Origin of the sequence: Flavobacterium kochi (assembly GCF_048286715.1) — a bacterium.
Taxonomy (GTDB): domain Bacteria; phylum Bacteroidota; class Bacteroidia; order Flavobacteriales; family Flavobacteriaceae; genus Flavobacterium.
This window is the reverse complement of record NZ_JBLVPW010000002.1, coordinates 40,450-58,426: the sequence shown is the minus strand read 5'-3', so window position 1 is coordinate 58,426 and position 17,977 is coordinate 40,450. Positions and strand designations below refer to the sequence as shown.

Genomic DNA, 17,977 nt, shown 5'->3' with positions numbered 1-17,977 from the left:
ATTAAATTGAAATTCTTATTCGTTGAGTAATCCTGCCGTATGAAGCAATTCATAATGTTTCATAACCATGTCTATTCTGGTCGAAACTTTGTTGAATTTTGCCTGAAGTAAAGCATTATCTGCGTCGACCATTTCAGTAATCAACACCAGCTGATTAAGGTATTTTACTTTTACAATACGGTAATTTTCAGTAGCTAAATCTAATGCTTTATCCGTAACGGTTAACTTGTCGAGTATTTCCTGATATTGGGTATGCTTTCTAAACACCTTATCCACCATTTCATTTTTCACAATCTCAGATTCATTTTTTTGCAATTCCACTTTTAAACGGGCAACCTGAACTTTGGCTTTATTCTTATAAAGACCAGACAAATTATAAGTAGCCTCCACTCCTATCTGTCCTATAGTATAGAGATAGGGACGATTCAACGTAAACAGCATGTAGTCGGGATATTTTAGATTGTAATTCCCAAAGAAACTGACCCTGGGATAATAATTCCCTTTCACCATCTTTAACTCTGTTTTTTTTACGTCTACTTCCCTATTTGTTATGCGCATTTCTTCGTTTTGAAGGGCTTCTTTAAAATAGAAATCATAATCTTTCAATGGGGCTATATCGAGTAAGCCTGTTGTATCTATTGCAATTTCTGATTCTTCGGGCAACTGCAATACTGTTTTTAACTCCTGAAGCGCAATCCTGATATTTTTTTTATTGGTCAGCGAATGGAGTTCTCTATCCGATAATTGCAGTTCAGAACGGAGTACTTCGTTTTTAGTAACCGCTCCAAAGGTTTTAAAAGCGGTAACCTCCTTTACTCTTTCCTGTTCTTCTTTAATGCTTTCATCAATGATTTTCTGGAGTTCCATCATTTTATAAATACCCAAAAAAGTAGCAGTAACCTGTAATTGAATGTCCTTCTGCGTCTGCTCTACTTTGATTTTGGCAATTTCATTTTCCTCCTTTGACTTTTTAATCGCATTATTGATTTTATTGCCTGTATAAAGCGGCATATCAAATTTTGCAACTGCATCATACAGGAAAGTTCCGGGTTCCGGAGTATAGGTATGTTTGTCGGAAAAAAAACCACCTTCATATTCCGTCAGATCTGATAATCGGGAATACATGGCATTAAAATTAACTTCTGGTAAACGAAGATTTTTTGTCTCGGTAATCTCTTTTTCTGAAATACGCTGTTCAATATGAGATTTCTGAATCGTCTTATTATTTTCTTTAGCGATTTTTAAAGCATCATTTAAAGAAAGAGCAGTAGCTTGTTGTGCTTGTAGTGCCGTTATCCCTTGAAAGAAAAGAAATAGTAAGCCCGCATTTTTTGAAAAATTAATTTTCGACTGGCCCAAAAGAACCCATTTTTTAAGAAACATAATATTGATAAAGGAATAGGGTCCAAAGTTCCTCAATTTAATCTATGTCCTAAAATCAACTAAAGTCAAATAACTATTCATTTCGGACAAACAATACGCAATCAAAAGAATCAGCTTCAACGTGTGAGTACTTTTTAGATAATTGGTTTTATAAAGGGTTTGTTTTTTTTAATATTTCAACTCCTTTTAAGTAATCGGAAGGGCGTTGTCCTAAAATCCTGAAAAAGGTATTACTAAAAGTAGGCACACTATTATAGCCAACGGCATGGGCCACTTCGTTTACTGACAGTTTTTTTTCAAGTAACAATTCAATTGCTTTTAAAATTCTTCGAATAGTAAAATATTGAATAAACGACATGCCGAAATCTTTTTGGAACAAACGATACAAAGAGCGCTCGCTAAAACCAAACCGAACTGCCAAATCAGAGAATAAAATAGTTTCATCTAAGTTTTTATCTAAAAAGTCACTAATCTTGTGGAGCCTGATATCCTTTGGTAACGGCAACGATAACGGTAAATTGGTCGGACAGATTTCTGGTAAAATAGCTTTTATCGCATGAGCAATACTAAAATTATTACTTCCTTTTTTCAGGTTTCCATTCCATCGGTTTGTGAAAAGCAACATTTGAAGCAATAAATCATTAATGGGATAAATCCCTTCTTTTCCATAAAAGGAAAGGTCATTCGAATCTATTGGAAAATAAAGGTTCCGCATCATAACATTTTCCGAATTGGGATGAATACTATGTTCTGTTCCACCCGGAATCCAAATAAAGTGACGAGCAGGAAGAAAATAAGTTTTGGTTTCCGTGGTAACATAAACAATCCCTCCTTCGGAATAGAGCATTTGGGCTTTTTCATGCTTATGGTTTGGAATAAATAATTCGCCCATTAAATCATGATGACAATAAATACTTTTTTTATCCGTATCAACCTCTTTTATATAATATTTCTCTTCTGCAGTTTCAGATAAACCCATTGCGACTGAAATGAATAATTTTATAACTTATTACGATATCTATCCAATTCTAATTCCACTAAAATTGCAATACAATACATTTCAAAGTTACAAAGACAAAGTTATTTCTGCACAGCAAGCCGTTTTATTTTTCAAAGATAAAGAATGACAGAACCAATGGATTTACAAAAACTGGCGACAGTAAAACCGTTTTACCTCCTGGAGAAGGATTCAGGCTTCTCTTGGGATCGCTTTCTGTTTAGGTACATTTTTGTTTAAACAATCCATTTTCACATCTTAAAATCTGCAGTTTTTTTTCATTTAATACAACATAAATGATTAACTTTAAACAACTTAATTATTTATTTGAATACATCCAAACCGGATCCCTAATTTTAAAAAATAAAAACATGAGCGCATTAAAAGACAATGTAATACCGGGAAATCACGGTCAGATTTTTGGAACAAATGCCATGAAAGAAGCCGATTTAATGGAAATTAAAGCCAGCGTATTGGAGTTAGACGGAATAAAAGATGTATTGTTGAATGCAGAAATCTTTCCCCGGGAATTCACCGTTCACACCTCCAAAATGGTATTGATCAGTGCTATTGAAGACAAAGTAAAATCAGTAGGCTTTCACGCCATCCCAAAAGACATATTCGAGCTTTAATATTTTGGAATAAATTTCCCCAATTCTTTAGCTTTTGCAATTGCCACTGAAATAAAAACAGCTCCGACTCAATTAATCTCAAATTATTTAAAAAAGACGAAAAATGGAAACTAAAAAAACAATTTATCAATTACACGAAGAACACAAAACGTGGTTAAACAAACTTTCCTTTTATAAAGATGAACTTAAAATCATGGATAGCCGAATTTTGGAAGTGGCAAAAAAAAACACTTCTAAAGAAGTACGCTCCCTGGCGGATCATTTTAATAATCAGCTGATTATACAAAAGGAACAGATTGATATCTTAACTCATGATATTAAAAGTCACGAATTGTATCTTGAAGCAGCAGCGCTTGACAATCCTAATGGTATTGATAAAGAAAAATTTTCAGATCATAAAAAGCACCGGGAAAGTATCGCAATTTTTGAGAAATTATTTAAAGATCTGAGAGAAGATTTGATTGATTTTCTATCGAAATGGATGTGAATTGAATAATTTATAAAAACTCGATGTATCTTTTTCGGAAAAAAAAGTAACAACTATCCCTTTGGAGGTTTAGGAATTGAATATCTTTTAAATTTTATTTGGAAACCATTTTCCTTTTTACAGGCGTTAACTTCAAAATGCCAGACATACTATTGCCTATAGCATACCAGGCCGGCAATAAAAATTTAAATAAAAAATAGTATTCCAAATTTGTTTATTACCTATCTATATCGTAATATTGCAATATAAATATATAACGATGGGAATTACTAAATCAGAACATTTCACAGACGAGCAAAACGAATTGGCTACCTTAGCCAAAGCCATAGGCCATCCAGCCCGAATTGCCATAATAGAACATCTCATAAAAGTAAACAGTTGCGTGTGCGGTGATATCGTAAACGAACTACCTTTGGCACAACCTACCGTTTCTCAACACTTGAAGGAGCTAAAAAATGCCGGACTTATAAAGGGCAATTTTGAAGGAAATGCAATTTGTTATTGCCTGAACGAGGAGGGATTCAATAAAATAAAAGGCTTTTTCCAGCACATAAACGCTTATTTAGAAAACAGGAAAAATCAATGTTGTTAATTTTTAAATTATAAAAAAATGAAACTATCAGAAATTAAAAAGCAGTTAGGCACCGTAGACAACGTTGCTTTTGTATTGCCAAACGGAACTTATGTTCCTGAACATTTTCACGTAACCGAAGTGGGTTTAATCACCAAAAATTTTATTGATTGCGGTGGAAAACTAAGAAAAGAGACTGTGGTAAATTTCCAGTTGTGGGATGCCAATGACTTCGAACACCGTCTAAAACCGCAAAAACTTCAGGATATCATCTCCCTTTCAGAAAAAGTGCTGGGAATCGAAGACCACGAAATTGAAGTAGAATATCAAGCTGAAACTATTGGAAAATATGACATTGGTTTCAACGGAAAAGAATTCACTCTTTTAAACAAGCAAACAGCTTGTTTGGCTCAGGACCAATGTGGAATTCCTGCAGAAAAACAGAAAATGAAATTATCCGAAATCCCAACGCAATCGAGCTGTTGTACTCCTGGCGGAAGCTGTTGCTAATTTTTTAATACTATAAAATGACTTTAACCAAAACCCTCCTATTTCCGGAAATCGAAAAAACAATTCGCGCTTTTGATTTTGACACTATATCGGCAGAACGCAAAATTATTTTGCAACCCCTTATTGATTTTATCCAGGCAAAAGCAACGAATCAGCAGGAAATTAGGCTGAACCTGATTTGCACTCACAATTCCAGAAGAAGCCATCTTTCTCAGGTTTGGGCACAAACAGCGGCCGCGCACTATGCTATCAAAAATGTATTTTGTTATTCCGGAGGCACAGAAGCAACAGCTTTATTTCCCATGGCTGCCAAAACATTAGTGCAATCGGGATTTAAAATTAAAACCATTGCAGCGGGAAACAATCCAATTTATGCCATAAAATATGCTAAAAACGAGCATCCTGTTATCGGCTTTTCTAAAACCTATGATGATGATTTTAATCCTCAAAGTGAATTTGCAGCGGTATTGACCTGCTCACAAGCCGATAGCGGATGTCCTTTTATTGCCGGAGCCGAAAAACGCATTCCAGTTACTTTTGAAGATCCGAAAGCGTTTGATAATACGCCACAACAAGCAGAAAAATATCAGGAACGCAGTTTGCAAATTGCAATCGAAATGTGCTATGTATTCTCCCAAATAAAATCCTGTTAATGGCACTACATAAAAAAAGATTACACTTTCTCGACAGCTATCTTACACTTTGGATATTTCTGGCAATGGCATTGGGTGTTTCCATTGGATACTTTATTCCATCAAGCAGTGATTTCATCAATTCCTTTTCCAGTGGAACGACAAATGTCCCGCTGGCAATCGGATTAATAGTAATGATGTACCCGCCATTGACTAAAATTGATTTTTCAAAAATTCCTTTAATGTTTGAAAAACCAAAATTACTGACCGCTTCTTTTTTGATCACCTGGATTTTCGGTCCGTTTTTAATGTTTTTACTGGCAACATTCTTTTTGAAAGACGATCCGCAATACATGACGGGCTTAATCATAATTGGAATTGCGCCTTGCATTGCAATGGTCATTGTTTGGAATGAATTAGCCGAGGGAAACAGAGAATTAACGGCTGGTTTAGTCGGGATCAATAGCTTGCTTCAGGTCTTGTTTTTTGGTTTGTACGCTTATTTCTATTTGGAAATCATGCTGCCCTTATTCGGAATAAAAGGGCTGGCATTAAATATTACGGTAGCCCAAATTGCCACAACAGTTGGAATTTATTTAGGAATTCCATTTGCATTAGCCGTAATTAGCCGCTACACCATTAAGAAATTCATTGGAGAAAAATGGTTTAATCAAAAGTTTATTCCTTTTGTTTCTCCCATCACGTTGATTGCTTTACTTTTTACCATCGTCGTCATGTTCAGCCTAAAAGGCGAAATGATTGTTGATTTGCCACTGGATGTGATCAGAATTGCCATTCCGCTTGTCATTTTCTTCACCATTATGTTTTTCCTGATGTTTTTTGTTTCAAAAAAGATCGGAGCCAATTATAGAGATGCTGTTGCGCTTTCATTCACAGCATCCGGAAATAATTTCGAATTGGCCATTGCAGTTTCAATCGGAGTTTTCGGTATCAATAGCGGACAGGCATTTGCCGGTGTTATTGGACCCTTAGTAGAAGTTCCTGCTTTGATAATTTTGGTAAATATTGCTTTTTGGTTAAGAAAAAGGTACTACCCGTCTCAGTAGCTTCAATTTTTTTTAATTTATTAAATAAATAAGTAGTCTTTTTGCATTCGATGCAAAAACCTGTAAAAAATAAGTACCCATTTTAAAGTAATACAAAGCTCCCAAACACCGTTTTGGGAGCTTTTTTTTATCCACTACTGTTTTAAATCCTCAAATACTAAATATTTATTTCAGCAAAACAGGCCTTAAATTATAAATATCCTATTTAAAATACTCTTTTTTGAAGAATTACCAATTAATTTCAAAAACACAAAATTAAGTACCTAAATTAAGTATTAATACTTATATTTGCGTAATAATACTTAATTAATGAGATTATGATTAAAGTAATAGTAGTCGGAAACGGCATGGTAGGTTACAAATTTTGTGAAAAATTCATCGCAAAATCAGGACAGGAAGAATATCAAATCACCGTATTTGGAGAGGAACCAAGACGCGCCTATGATAGAGTTCACTTGAGTGAATACTTTGCGGGTAAAAGCGCTGATGACTTATCATTATCAACATCAAATTGGTATGAAGAAAACAATATTACTCTAAACACCTCTGAATTAATTACTGATATTAACAGAGAACAAAAAACGATACATACGCATTTAGAAAAAACGCATACTTACGACTACTTAGTTTTAGCTACAGGATCTGCGGCTTTTGTTCCTCCAATTGAAGGAGTTGACAAAGAAGGGGTTTTTGTATACAGAACTATTGAGGATCTGGATGCGATTATGGCTTACGCCAAGAAAATAAAACAAAATGGTGCTACAGAAGCTGCCGTCCTTGGTGGCGGATTGTTAGGACTTGAAGCCGCTAAGGCAGTATATGATTTAGGTTTAAATCCTCATGTTGTGGAATTTGCTCCAAGATTGATGCCAAGACAGCTTGACAAAGGGGCGAGTGATATGTTGCAATCAAAAATTGAGGAACTCAATATTAGCATTCACCTGAACAAATCAACACAATATATTGCTGGTGAGGATACGATAACAGGAATGATGTTTGAAGGGGAAAAACTCTTAAAAGTAGACATGCTGGTAATTTCTGCAGGGATCAAACCACGTGACGAACTAGGAAGAGTTTCCGGACTTGAAGTAGGCGTGCGAGGAGGAATTGTAGTAAACAACCAAATGCAATCTTCAGATCCTTATATCTATGCGATAGGAGAAGTAGCACTTTACAATCATATGATTTATGGTCTTGTAGCTCCTGGATACGAGATGGCCGATGTGGCCGCTGAGCAAATCCTGAAAGGGGCAAAAACGATGAGGGATACCATCGATATGTCTACACAATTAAAATTAATTGGTGTTGAAGTTGCGAGTTTTGGTGATCCTTTTATAGAAAATGAGGATGTGACCGCCATTGTTTACGAAAACAAATTAAGTGGAATTTATAAAAGAATCAACGTTACCAAAGATTCCAAAACCTTATTGGGCGGAATTTTAGTAGGTGATTCAAGCGATTATAATGCATTGTTCCAAATTTACAGCAATGCGATGCCATTACCTAAAAACCCGGAAGATTTGATTCTTGGTTCCAGAGGCGGTGAAGCATCATCCTTTGGAAGTGCAATGGATTTACCGGATACTGCCGTAATCTGCTCTTGTGAAAATGTTACCAAGGGCGCTATTTGCTGCTCTATCATTGATGAAACCTGCACGACTTTATCAGATGTGGTAAAACACACCAAAGCGACAACAGGTTGTGGCGGATGCAAACCGATGGTAGTTGACCTTGTGAAAGCAACTCAAAAATCATTAGGAAAGGAAGTAAAAGATGTGATTTGCGAACATTTTGCATACAACAGACAAGAATTATACGATATCGTAAAAATCAACAAATTCACTAGCCATGACGAAGTGCTGGGTGTTGTAGGAAAAGGAGATGGATGTGAGGTTTGTAAACCTATTTTATCTTCAATATTCTCTAGTATTTATAATGACACTGCCAACAGACACGTCACAGCACAGGATTCAAATGATAGATTCCTGGCCAATATTCAACGTAATGGAACGTACTCAGTGGTGCCAAGAATCGCTGGTGGAGAAATTACTGCCGACAAACTTATAGTGATAGGTGAAGTTGCCAAACAATATAATCTTTATACCAAAATTACCGGAGGGCAACGAATTGATTTATTCGGAGCACAATTAAATGATTTACCTAAAATTTGGAAAATTCTGATCGACAACGGTTTTGAGAGCGGTCACGCTTACGGAAAATCATTACGTACTGTAAAAAGTTGTGTTGGTAATGCCTGGTGTCGCTACGGAATGGACGAAAGTGCCGGTTTTGCCATCGAATTAGAAAACAGATACAAAGGACTTCGTTCGCCTCATAAAATAAAAGGTGGTGTTTCTGCCTGTATCAGAGAATGTGCTGAAGCAAGAGGAAAAGATTTTGGATTAATCGCGGTTGAAGGCGGTTGGAACTTATACATCTGTGGTAATGGTGGGGCAAATCCTAAGCACGCTGTATTATTGGCGGAGCAAATTGACAGAGCTACCTGTATCCAATACTTAGACCGTTTCTTAATGTTTTACATCCGTACCGCAGGTCCATTAGTACGTACTTCTACTTGGTTAGAAAAACTGGAAGGTGGATTAGACTACTTAAAAGAAGTGGTAATAGAGGACAGTTTGGGAATTGTAGAAGCATTAGAAGTAGAAATGCAAGGTTTGGTGGATACTTTTGAATGTGAATGGAAACAAGCTATTGAAGATCCTGAAATGATGAAACGTTTTAGTCATTTCACCAATTCTGATGAAGCGGATGACAACATCGTTTTTGTACCATTAAGAGATCAAAAAATGCCTAAATCGTGGTAATCAGCCGTTTTTCAAAATAAAAACAACTACTATACTATACACAACTAAATAACTATTTTTCAGCTGTTGATTCCGCTCCTTAGAGCGGGATTAGGAGCGAAAAAATTAAAAGATTATTCAAATGGAAAATATTCTAAATCAATACCAAACCGTTTCTCAAAACGAAGTAAAAATATGGTTCAAGGCAGGAAAAACATCTGATTTTCCTAGTAATGGTGGTGGTTGTATCAAATACAAAAACAAACAGATAGCCATTATAAAATTTGATCGAAGAAACGAATGGTACGCCTGCCAAAACTTATGTCCTCATAAAATGGAAATGGTGCTTTCAAGAGGAATGATCGGTTCTGCTGATGAAATCCCTAAAATAGCCTGTCCGATGCACAAGAAAACATTTTCTCTTGTAGATGGATCAAATCTGAATGGTGATGATTTAAAAATCGCAACCTATCCTGTAAAAATTGTAGAAGATGAAGTATTCGTTGGCTTTTTGGATTAATTATGTATCTTTGATTTTAAACATTTCAAATGACAACAACACCATTCCAGAACGCAAGTAAATGGATTGATGCAGAGAATGCTCAAGATCCAAACCACGAAACATACCAATTTATAACCTATCCAAAGGAATTATTATATTCGAATCGAATGTATGAAAGACTGATGGATTTCCATCCAAATGCTTCAGAAACAGTTCAGATTGCTGCTAAAGCACAACACATCTGCCGATGGAAAATAGCCCGGGACTCCTACCCTATGGATCGTGTGGGTTATCTAAAATGGCGCGAAGATTTGAAAAAATTTCACGCCAAAACAACCGCTGTTATTTTAGAAAAAGCGGGTTACAGCGATGAATTTATCGCCAGAGTTTCATTTCTGATAGAAAAAAAATTACTTAAGAAAGACGAAGAAACGCAACTTTTAGAAGACGTAATCTGTTTAGTGTTCCTGGAGTATTATCTAGACCCTTTCGTTCACAAACACGACAGGGAGAAAATGAAAAATATCATTCTGAAAACTTGGCTTAAAATGTCTGAAAAAGGACGTCAGGAAGCCTTAAAAATCAACTACAGTGTTGAGAATCTTGAATTGATCAAAGAGGCTCTCGAACTGTAATTCGATTTCGTTATGACAAAAAGCGCCAAAGGATCCATCGATACTATTTCATTTAAAAACTTAAGGCGATTGTATCTTTTCGCCTTATTAACTATTGCCATTACAGTATTGTTAAGCCAGTTGCTGATACAATACAATCTCAACAGTCAGCTGAGTGATTCCCGAATAATAAACATTTCGGGAAAACAAAGAATGCTGAGCCAGAAGTTGACCAAAGAGGTTCTCATTTTGAATTTCGTAACGGATACTGCCAAAAAAAATGAGGAAATCACAAACATTAACCAAACGCTTTCGCTTTGGAAAACTACTCATTTTAATTTAGAAAAAGGAAATGACAGCCTGGGTTTTCCAAAAGAAAAAAGCACTACCCTTTCTGTATTATTTAAGGTAATCAAACCTAATTTTGACAGTATTGTTGACGCTACATCCCTTTTTTTAGAAAATAAGAAACGAAATACCAAAGAACCCGAAAATCAAAAATTAGTACAGGCCATTCTCGAAAACCAAGTGGTTTTCCTTTCTAAAATGAACCAAATTGTTGATGAATACGACAAAGAGGCTCTGGAAAAAGTGAGACTGCAAAGTAAAACAGAATATGCGATTTTAGCCTTTACGCTATTGGTTTTATTACTGGAATTTCTGTTCATTTTTAAACCGACAAATCAAAAAGTAGAAAAACTTATTTCTAAACTTTTATCTTCCGAAAAAAAAGCACTAAAACTCGCTTACAACACTGAAATAATTAGTGAAATAAAAGAAAATTCTGTTAAAGAACTGAAATCACTCAATTACGCCATGGAGAACACGCTGCTCTATTGCCGCGTTGCCCCTGATGGTACCGTGATCCACATTGGCGAAAAATTCTCAAAACTACTTCAGTACAACCCTTTCATTTCTGAAAAGACCTTTTCTCAGGTTTTGACCCCCTTAGAAAAAGAACAAGTCGTAATTGACCGTATTATTACCGAAAAACAACGTAGTGGCTGGCAGGGTGAACTCAATATCACCAATCGAAACGGAGAATCGATCTGGCTCGACTTATCCATGGTTCCCGTAACCATAAAAAAAGAGGAATCCGAATTATTGATTATCTGTTTTGATATTACCGAGCGTAAGAAAGCGGAACAGGAAGTCGAACGACTGAATACTGAAAATGTAACCGATAAAATTAATCAGCAAAAGATTATTTCGAGTAAAATTGTAGAAAATCAGGAAAACGAACAAAATAGGATCGCCAGAGAAATTCACGACGGAATCGGGCAAATGCTTACCGGCTTAAAATTTAGTCTGGAAAGTATCAATCTGGATGATAAAGAAAAAGCAGCCCAAAAAATAGAATACCTAAAAAAATTATCGCTTGACATTATAAAAGGAGTTCGTACCGCCACATTCAACTTAATGCCTCCGGAATTAAGCGACCATGGTATCGTTTCCTCTATTGCGAAACTGACTCTGGAATTATCAAAACTGACAGGAAAGAATATTCTTTTTTATAATAAGACCAATTTTGATAAACGACTGGATTCCTTAATTGAAATCAACATCTATCGACTGACCCAGGAAGCCATCAACAATGCTTTAAAATATGCTGATTCCACACATATTATTGTACAATTGTCGCATAGCAATTCTATTTTAAGTATTACGATAGACGACAACGGAAAAGGATTTGATATCACTACAGCCGAGAAAAAGAGAAACAGCGAGTCCGGAATGGGACTGCTTTTCATGAAAGAAAGAATCCAATATATTAATGGCCGGGTTTTTATTAACTCGATTCCAGGTGAAGGAACCCGAATTACATTCAATATTCCTATATAATCTTCGGAAATTTACAAAATTCAATCTAACAAGCATTTTAAATAAAACTCATATTAAATAAAACCCGGCTAAAATGAATCAATCGAAGATTGTTCCCATTTTTAGCGATATTTTAAGCGGCCAATGGATTACATAGGTCAATTTTCAATATTTCGGATATTAATATGAATAAAAAATTGATTAGTTAGGAAATTCGTCTCAGTTTTTTATTTAATATTGTTTTCCGATAAAATTAAAATGAGAGAAGGAAAAAGACCGAGGATTACCATAGACAGGGGAAATCAAATAGTTGATGTAGAAACATACTCAACTAACAAATGCTCTAAAAATGCAAAGCGTTTATATGACTCTACACTCGGATTTAATCTGATGTTTGGACAGATCAGCACTACATGATTAGGCTGCATATCGGAGATGAAAATGGCATGAGAGAAGGAATTGATATCGAAGATGTAAAAAATCTTATAAATGATACTTTTAATCATGTGGTTAATTATGCACATATGGAAACAATTATAAATTTTCCTCCGTTTATACAAAACAAATCGGTTAGAATTGTCCTCCAAAATAGAATGGACGTTGTTGATGATATTTTAAATGTCGCGATCGACTATCATTTTGTTGATGTAAATACTTATGAAATAACAATTTGGACCGCAACGAATACAAGAGACTTTTTTATCCGTGATGGTCAATGTGTTGTTCAATTACATCATAACAAAACTAGTTTGTTTAAAAATATAAAAAAAACTTCAAACCAGCTGTGCGAATTCGAAAGGCTGTAGAAGACTATTTAAATAAAGATAAATAGCCATCAAAAGAAAATAAAAAACGCAAATAATTTAGAATATTTGTAAATAGAGTCTTTATTTGTTAAAATTTACTGATAAGTAATGATAATTAATGGTAACAATTATAAATTTGTACTATTAAGACAGGATAAAAAATCTGATAGGCCGTTAAGGCAGGGTTTTTAATCTGAAAGGTCTTTTAAAAAATTAGCCCCGTATTTTATATAGGGCATTTTTTTTAGACAATTGAAATACCATATATATCCGATAATTTATGTCTTCAGGGATAAAACCTGATATCAATAGTCAACTCGTAAAAAGAGCTGTTTTTAACTCCCGCAAAAAGAATATTATTTTTATCTGAGCAGTTGAGCAAATTATTAAACCAAACAAGAATCTCGTAAATTTACAAAATTCACTCTTTTTTCAATCCAAATAAAATAATTTCATTAGAATACGTATCTTAGCCTTTATTTTTAGGTTAATATACGTAATAATCAAGTTTCAAAATTAAGTAAGTTATGAATAATACTATTCGAGTTGTTCTGGCAGATGATCATGTGTTTGTAAGAGATGGTATCAAATCATTATTGGAAAACGAAGTCAACATAGAAGTTGTAGGCGAAGCTACGGACGGTTTAGAAGCACTAAAAATGGTAGAAACAGCTAAACCTGATTTACTGATTTTAGATATTCGTATGCCTAATTTAACCGGTATTGAAGTAGTTGAAAAACTAAGAAGTCAAAACAATATGGTAAAAATTGTTATGCTTTCTATGCATGAATCAGAAGAGTACGTATTAAAATCAATCAAAGCCGGAGCCGATGGTTATTTACTAAAAGGTTCCAGCAAAGAAGAATTTCTTAAGGCACTTCATACCGTTGCTAATGGCGGAAAATATTTTAGCGGAGATATCTCTTCTATATTAATTAGTCAGCTTAGTAATCCGTCTAATGTAATGGAAACAAAACAAATAGTTGACGAAGAACTGCTAATCACCAAAAGAGAAAAGGAAATTCTTAAACTTTTATTATCCGGAAAAGGCAATAAAGAAATTGCCGAAGCTTTAGATATCAGTAAACGTACTGCGGAGGTTCACCGTTTTAATTTGATGAAAAAATTGAAAGTAAAAAATCTTATGGAACTGTCTAATAAAGCTACTGAATATTCTTTATTGTAATTTTTTTTTGCTAAAGCGTCTTTGCAATCCCTTAAAAACTACGTATAACAATATAAATTAAGTATAAATACTTAATTATTTTACATAAACTGCGAAAACGCAGGTTTTTACTAAGTTCTTGTACTTACATTTGTAAAAAAATATAAGTATTATGAAAAATTCAAACTCTTTATCCCAATCACATAAAATTTTGGTTTTAAATACACTTGCATTTACTGTATGTTTTGCTTGTTGGACTTTAAATGGTGTTTTGGTTACATTCTTAGTAGACAATGGAATTTTTAAATGGAGCGTTGTCCAGGTAGGATGGCTTCTTGGAATTCCAATTCTAACAGGTTCTATTATGCGTTTACCAATTGGTATTCTGACTGATAAATTTGGTGGAAAATACGTATTCTCAATATTGCTGCTACTCTGCTCTATTCCTTTGTTTCTGCTTCCTTTAGCTGATAGTTTTTTCATGTTTGCTTTGCTAAGCTTTTTGTTTGGTATGGTAGGAACAAGTTTTGCCGTTGGTATTGGATATACCTCTATTTGGTATCCAAAAGAATGGCAAGGCAGGGCTTTGGGGATTTTTGGAATGGGAAATGCAGGAGCTGCAATAACAACATTTCTTGCGCCTTCTCTATTGAATCATTTTTCAATTGAAGATCCTCAAAATGGCTGGAAATTATTACCGGTAATATATGGCGCTGCCCTGGTAGTTATTGGTGTTGTTTTCTTAGTTTTTGCCAAAAACAAAAAAATAGAAAACCAGACAAAAACAGTTTCTCAAATGCTTCAATCATTAAAAAGTGTACGCGTTTGGAGATTTGGAGCCTATTATTTCTTAGTTTTTGGATGTTTCGTTGCCTATTCCCAATGGTTGTTGCCCAATTTTATGAATGTGTATCAAACCAGCCTTGTCATGGGCGGATTATTTGCTACCATGTTCAGCTTACCTTCTGGAGTGATTCGTGCTTTTGGCGGCTATTTATCCGATAAATTCGGAGCTCGAAAAGTGATGTACTGGGTATTAGGATCTTCTGTAGTCTTAAGTGCTTTATTGATGATTCCTAAAATGGATATCACCACCACAGGTCCTGGTGTAATGGCTACAAAAAAAGGAACTATTACAGCCGTTTCTGACACCAATGTAAAAATTGGAGATAAAGATTTCCCTATCGCTAAAAGATTTGACAAACCGGCAGAAAGCTCTATTTTCCCAACTCGTAATTCTTGGCAACAAGTGGTTGTGACGCAAAACCAAGACGTAAAGAAAAAGGAATTAGTTGCTAAAGGAATTACCGCAATCCATTTTGATGCGAATATGTGGGTGTACTTAGTTTTAGTAATTTTAATTGGTATTTCCTGGGGAATCGGGAAAGCAGCCGTTTACAAACACATTCCTGAATATTTCCCAACAGAAGTTGGTGTTGTAGGCGGAATGGTAGGTATGATCGGTGGTCTTGGTGGTTTCTTCGGACCAATTATTTTCAGTTACCTATTGACTGCAACCGGAATTTGGTCAAGCTCTTGGATATTTATCCTGTTATTCTCGGCAATCTGTCTGGTTTGGATGCACATTACGGTAACGAAAATCATGAACGAAAAACAACCTACATTGTCCAGAGAAATAGAACATAAAAATAAATAATTATACTTTTTTGAATGGGGTATTTGCGTTAAGAAAATTGTTAATACTACACAAGTCAACTTCATTTAAAAAAGAATAGCAAAACTTTCAATTCCTCTAGAAAGTTTTTACTTCATGCACAGACGTAACACTTCCTATTACGGTTTTACGTCTTGTGTAGAAGTTAAAGAAAATTAAACCGCAAATTTACAGTTTTTGAAACTGTGAATCTGCGGTTATTTTTTTCAAGGCTGAAGCGAAGTGCAGTTCTTCCTATTCGTGATTTTGCTAGTGTGAAACCCTGTATCATTGATGGTATGGTTTTTTGTTTACACAAGTCTTCTAACTAACCCAGGCTAATTACTTGTGACCTCAATTGATTCCCATTGGTTAACCCAAAAAAATCCTAAACAAATAGTGTTGTGACAATCATTTAATTTACTCCCTTACGCCTCCTAATCAGTGCTCCCTGTCTGTACAACTTTTATTCTATTGTGGCCCGGGATTACTATGAAAAAACCCTAATTATTCAGGAACTTCTTTTCTTTAAATAACTTTTAGTACATTTGACCATAAGGTTCAAATTACAACTGTTTAAATTAAAAATAGCCTTGATTAAAACTATGAAAAAAATTCTCTCCTTATCCTTACTTTTTCTATCACTGGGGACCATTGCACAGCAACAGCAGCCTACTCCAAACAATAACACCACATATCAAAATCCGATATTTTCAGGAGATTATCCCGATCCATCGATAATTAGAGATGGTGAAGATTACTACATTGTGCATTCCTCATTCAACTATTTCCCGGGACTACTGATCTGGACCTCCAAAGATTTAATCAACTGGACTCCCGTGACACACGCCCTTAAAAAAAATGTAGGATCAGTATGGGCTCCTGACTTGGTGAAGTATAACAACCGATTTTATATCTATTTCCCTGCAAACGACACTAATTATGTCATATGGGCTGATTCGATAAATGGTCCTTGGAATGATCCAATAGATCTAAAAATTGGCAATATAGATCCAGGCCACATCGCGGATCAGGATGGAAACCGTTTCCTTTATTTTAGTAACGGAAGTTATGTACCACTATCTAAAGATGGTCTTTCGGTTGTCGGAGAAGCAAAACATGTTTATGACGGATGGCCGGTACCCGCCCTGTGGTCAATAGAGTGTTTTTGCATGGAAGGTCCAAAAATTGTAAAACATGGGGAGTACTACTATCTTACTGTTGCCGAAGGAGGCACCGCTGGGCCGGCAACAAGTCACATGGTAATATCAGCAAGATCCAAATCACCTCTGGGACCATGGGAAAATTCTCCTTACAATCCAATTCTCAAAACAAAAGACAGTTCGGAAAAATGGTGGTCTAAAGGTCATGCAAGTCTAATTGATGATGCCAAAGGAAAATGGTGGATGGTTTTTCATGGATATGAAAACGGTTATTATAATATGGGACGCCAAACATTGCTACAGTCAGTAGAATGGGCTAAGGATGGATGGTATAAAACCCCTGAAGGTATAAAAACACAGGGACCCATTAAAAAACCATCAGGCAAGCCTACACCAAGCATCTTCATTCTTACAGATACCTTTTCCGGTACAGCACTCAGCCCGCAATGGCAGTTCTTTAACGATTATGATCCCCAGAGGTTCAAATTAACTAAAGGTGGAATTCAAATCAAAGCCAAAGGAAAAAGCATCGGGGAAAGTGCACCGCTTCTCTGTACACCCTCTGATCATTCTTATACTGCTGAAGTTGAAGTTGAAATTCAGGGCAACGCTACAGCAGGACTAATACTTTTCTATGATAACAAACTCTATACTGGCATAGCTGTAGATAAAGAAAATGTAATGGCAATACTTAGGTCATGGCAGTTCCCGACCAAGAAAGGCATCAACAAGAACCATATCTTTCTTCGTTTAGAAAAAAAAGAACAGCTCCTCGATATGTTTTACAGTACCAATGCAAAGGAGTGGCATAAAATTGAAAATTCAGCAGAAGTTTCCTCCTTTAATCATAATGTCTTGAGTGGCTTTATGAGTCTTCGTTTGGGGCTTTCTGCAGTTGGAGAAGGACAGGTAACCTTTAAAAATTTTATTTACAGTCCAAAAAAATAAGCCTCCTGCATTCTAATGTAGTGACAACTAAATAAAAGAAAATAGATTCCCCTCTTCTGAAAAAGCGGGGAATCTTGCTTTAACGAAACTCTTAAAAGACGTTTAACGCTCAAAATCCGTTTCACTTCCAACTTTTCTCATCTCTTTTTATTTACCCTGACTACTATTTAATCTTCATGTTAATTTTTTGAGATTCTCCAAATAATATCTGATTAAAAGT

At 35.3% G+C, this 17,977-nt stretch carries 17 protein-coding genes; 15 read left to right on the top strand and 2 right to left on the bottom strand.

What is annotated here, in order from left to right; translation table 11 throughout:
- Positions 1 to 15: 15 nt before the first annotated feature.
- Positions 16 to 1,359 (bottom strand): TolC family protein, encoded by a 1,344-nt coding sequence (locus ACNQGH_RS02730; protein WP_417954449.1) that lies wholly within the window; start codon positions 1,357 to 1,359, stop codon positions 16 to 18.
- A gap of 172 nt (positions 1,360 to 1,531) precedes the next feature.
- On the bottom strand, positions 1,532 to 2,362 hold the full coding sequence (locus tag ACNQGH_RS02725) for a helix-turn-helix domain-containing protein (RefSeq protein WP_417954448.1): 831 nt from the start codon (positions 2,360 to 2,362) through the stop codon (positions 1,532 to 1,534).
- 10 nt (positions 2,363 to 2,372) lie between these two features.
- On the opposite strand from ACNQGH_RS02725, the gene ACNQGH_RS02720 reads away from it, so the two are divergent.
- The 15 genes from ACNQGH_RS02720 (at position 2,373) to ACNQGH_RS02650 (ending at position 17,757) form a co-directional block, all read left to right on the top strand.
- Positions 2,373 to 2,510: a hypothetical protein gene (locus tag ACNQGH_RS02720; protein WP_417954447.1), complete on the top strand. Its 138-nt coding sequence runs from the start codon at positions 2,373 to 2,375 to the stop codon at positions 2,508 to 2,510.
- A 241-nt stretch (positions 2,511 to 2,751) separates the two neighbouring features.
- A complete protein-coding gene (locus tag ACNQGH_RS02715) occupies positions 2,752 to 3,012 on the top strand; it encodes a heavy-metal-associated domain-containing protein (protein ID WP_417954446.1) in 261 nt (86 codons plus the stop codon).
- 103 nt (positions 3,013 to 3,115) lie between these two features.
- Positions 3,116 to 3,499, top strand: a complete 384-nt coding sequence (locus ACNQGH_RS02710) for a hypothetical protein (protein WP_417954445.1) — start codon at positions 3,116 to 3,118, stop codon at positions 3,497 to 3,499.
- Between the two features lie 259 nt (positions 3,500 to 3,758).
- Positions 3,759 to 4,091, top strand: coding sequence for an ArsR/SmtB family transcription factor (locus tag ACNQGH_RS02705; RefSeq protein WP_417954444.1), 333 nt, complete (start codon positions 3,759 to 3,761; stop codon positions 4,089 to 4,091).
- 18 nt (positions 4,092 to 4,109) lie between these two features.
- Positions 4,110 to 4,580, top strand: coding sequence for a DUF6428 family protein (locus ACNQGH_RS02700; protein WP_417954443.1), 471 nt, complete (start codon positions 4,110 to 4,112; stop codon positions 4,578 to 4,580).
- 17 nt (positions 4,581 to 4,597) lie between these two features.
- Positions 4,598 to 5,233, top strand: a complete 636-nt coding sequence (locus ACNQGH_RS02695; RefSeq protein WP_417954442.1) for an arsenate-mycothiol transferase ArsC — start codon at positions 4,598 to 4,600, stop codon at positions 5,231 to 5,233.
- On the top strand, positions 5,233 to 6,279 hold the full coding sequence (gene arsB / locus ACNQGH_RS02690; protein ID WP_417954441.1) for an ACR3 family arsenite efflux transporter: 1,047 nt from the start codon (positions 5,233 to 5,235) through the stop codon (positions 6,277 to 6,279). The genes ACNQGH_RS02695 and arsB overlap by 1 nt, the downstream gene beginning before the upstream one ends.
- 317 nt (positions 6,280 to 6,596) lie before the next feature.
- Positions 6,597 to 9,104 carry a nitrite reductase large subunit NirB gene (gene nirB, locus ACNQGH_RS02685; protein WP_417954440.1) on the top strand — a complete coding sequence of 836 codons (2,508 nt, stop codon included), beginning with the start codon at positions 6,597 to 6,599 and terminating at the stop codon, positions 9,102 to 9,104.
- A 121-nt stretch (positions 9,105 to 9,225) separates the two neighbouring features.
- The gene (nirD, locus tag ACNQGH_RS02680; RefSeq protein ID WP_417954439.1) at positions 9,226 to 9,603 is read left to right on the top strand and encodes a nitrite reductase small subunit NirD; all 378 of its coding nucleotides are present in this window, start codon (positions 9,226 to 9,228) and stop codon (positions 9,601 to 9,603) included.
- A 29-nt stretch (positions 9,604 to 9,632) separates the two neighbouring features.
- Positions 9,633 to 10,220 carry a DUF4202 domain-containing protein gene (locus tag ACNQGH_RS02675; protein WP_417954438.1) on the top strand — a complete coding sequence of 196 codons (588 nt, stop codon included), beginning with the start codon at positions 9,633 to 9,635 and terminating at the stop codon, positions 10,218 to 10,220.
- A 12-nt stretch (positions 10,221 to 10,232) separates the two neighbouring features.
- Positions 10,233 to 12,041 carry a sensor histidine kinase gene (locus tag ACNQGH_RS02670; RefSeq protein ID WP_417954437.1) on the top strand — a complete coding sequence of 603 codons (1,809 nt, stop codon included), beginning with the start codon at positions 10,233 to 10,235 and terminating at the stop codon, positions 12,039 to 12,041.
- 392 nt (positions 12,042 to 12,433) lie between these two features.
- Positions 12,434 to 12,826, top strand: a complete 393-nt coding sequence (locus ACNQGH_RS02665) for a hypothetical protein (protein ID WP_417954436.1) — start codon at positions 12,434 to 12,436, stop codon at positions 12,824 to 12,826.
- A 527-nt stretch (positions 12,827 to 13,353) separates the two neighbouring features.
- The gene (locus ACNQGH_RS02660; protein ID WP_417954435.1) at positions 13,354 to 14,013 is read left to right on the top strand and encodes a response regulator; all 660 of its coding nucleotides are present in this window, start codon (positions 13,354 to 13,356) and stop codon (positions 14,011 to 14,013) included.
- 151 nt (positions 14,014 to 14,164) lie between these two features.
- Positions 14,165 to 15,649, top strand: coding sequence for an MFS transporter (locus ACNQGH_RS02655; protein WP_417954434.1), 1,485 nt, complete (start codon positions 14,165 to 14,167; stop codon positions 15,647 to 15,649).
- A gap of 602 nt (positions 15,650 to 16,251) precedes the next feature.
- Positions 16,252 to 17,757: a family 43 glycosylhydrolase gene (locus ACNQGH_RS02650; RefSeq protein ID WP_417954433.1), complete on the top strand. Its 1,506-nt coding sequence runs from the start codon at positions 16,252 to 16,254 to the stop codon at positions 17,755 to 17,757.
- Positions 17,758 to 17,977 lie beyond the last annotated feature (220 nt).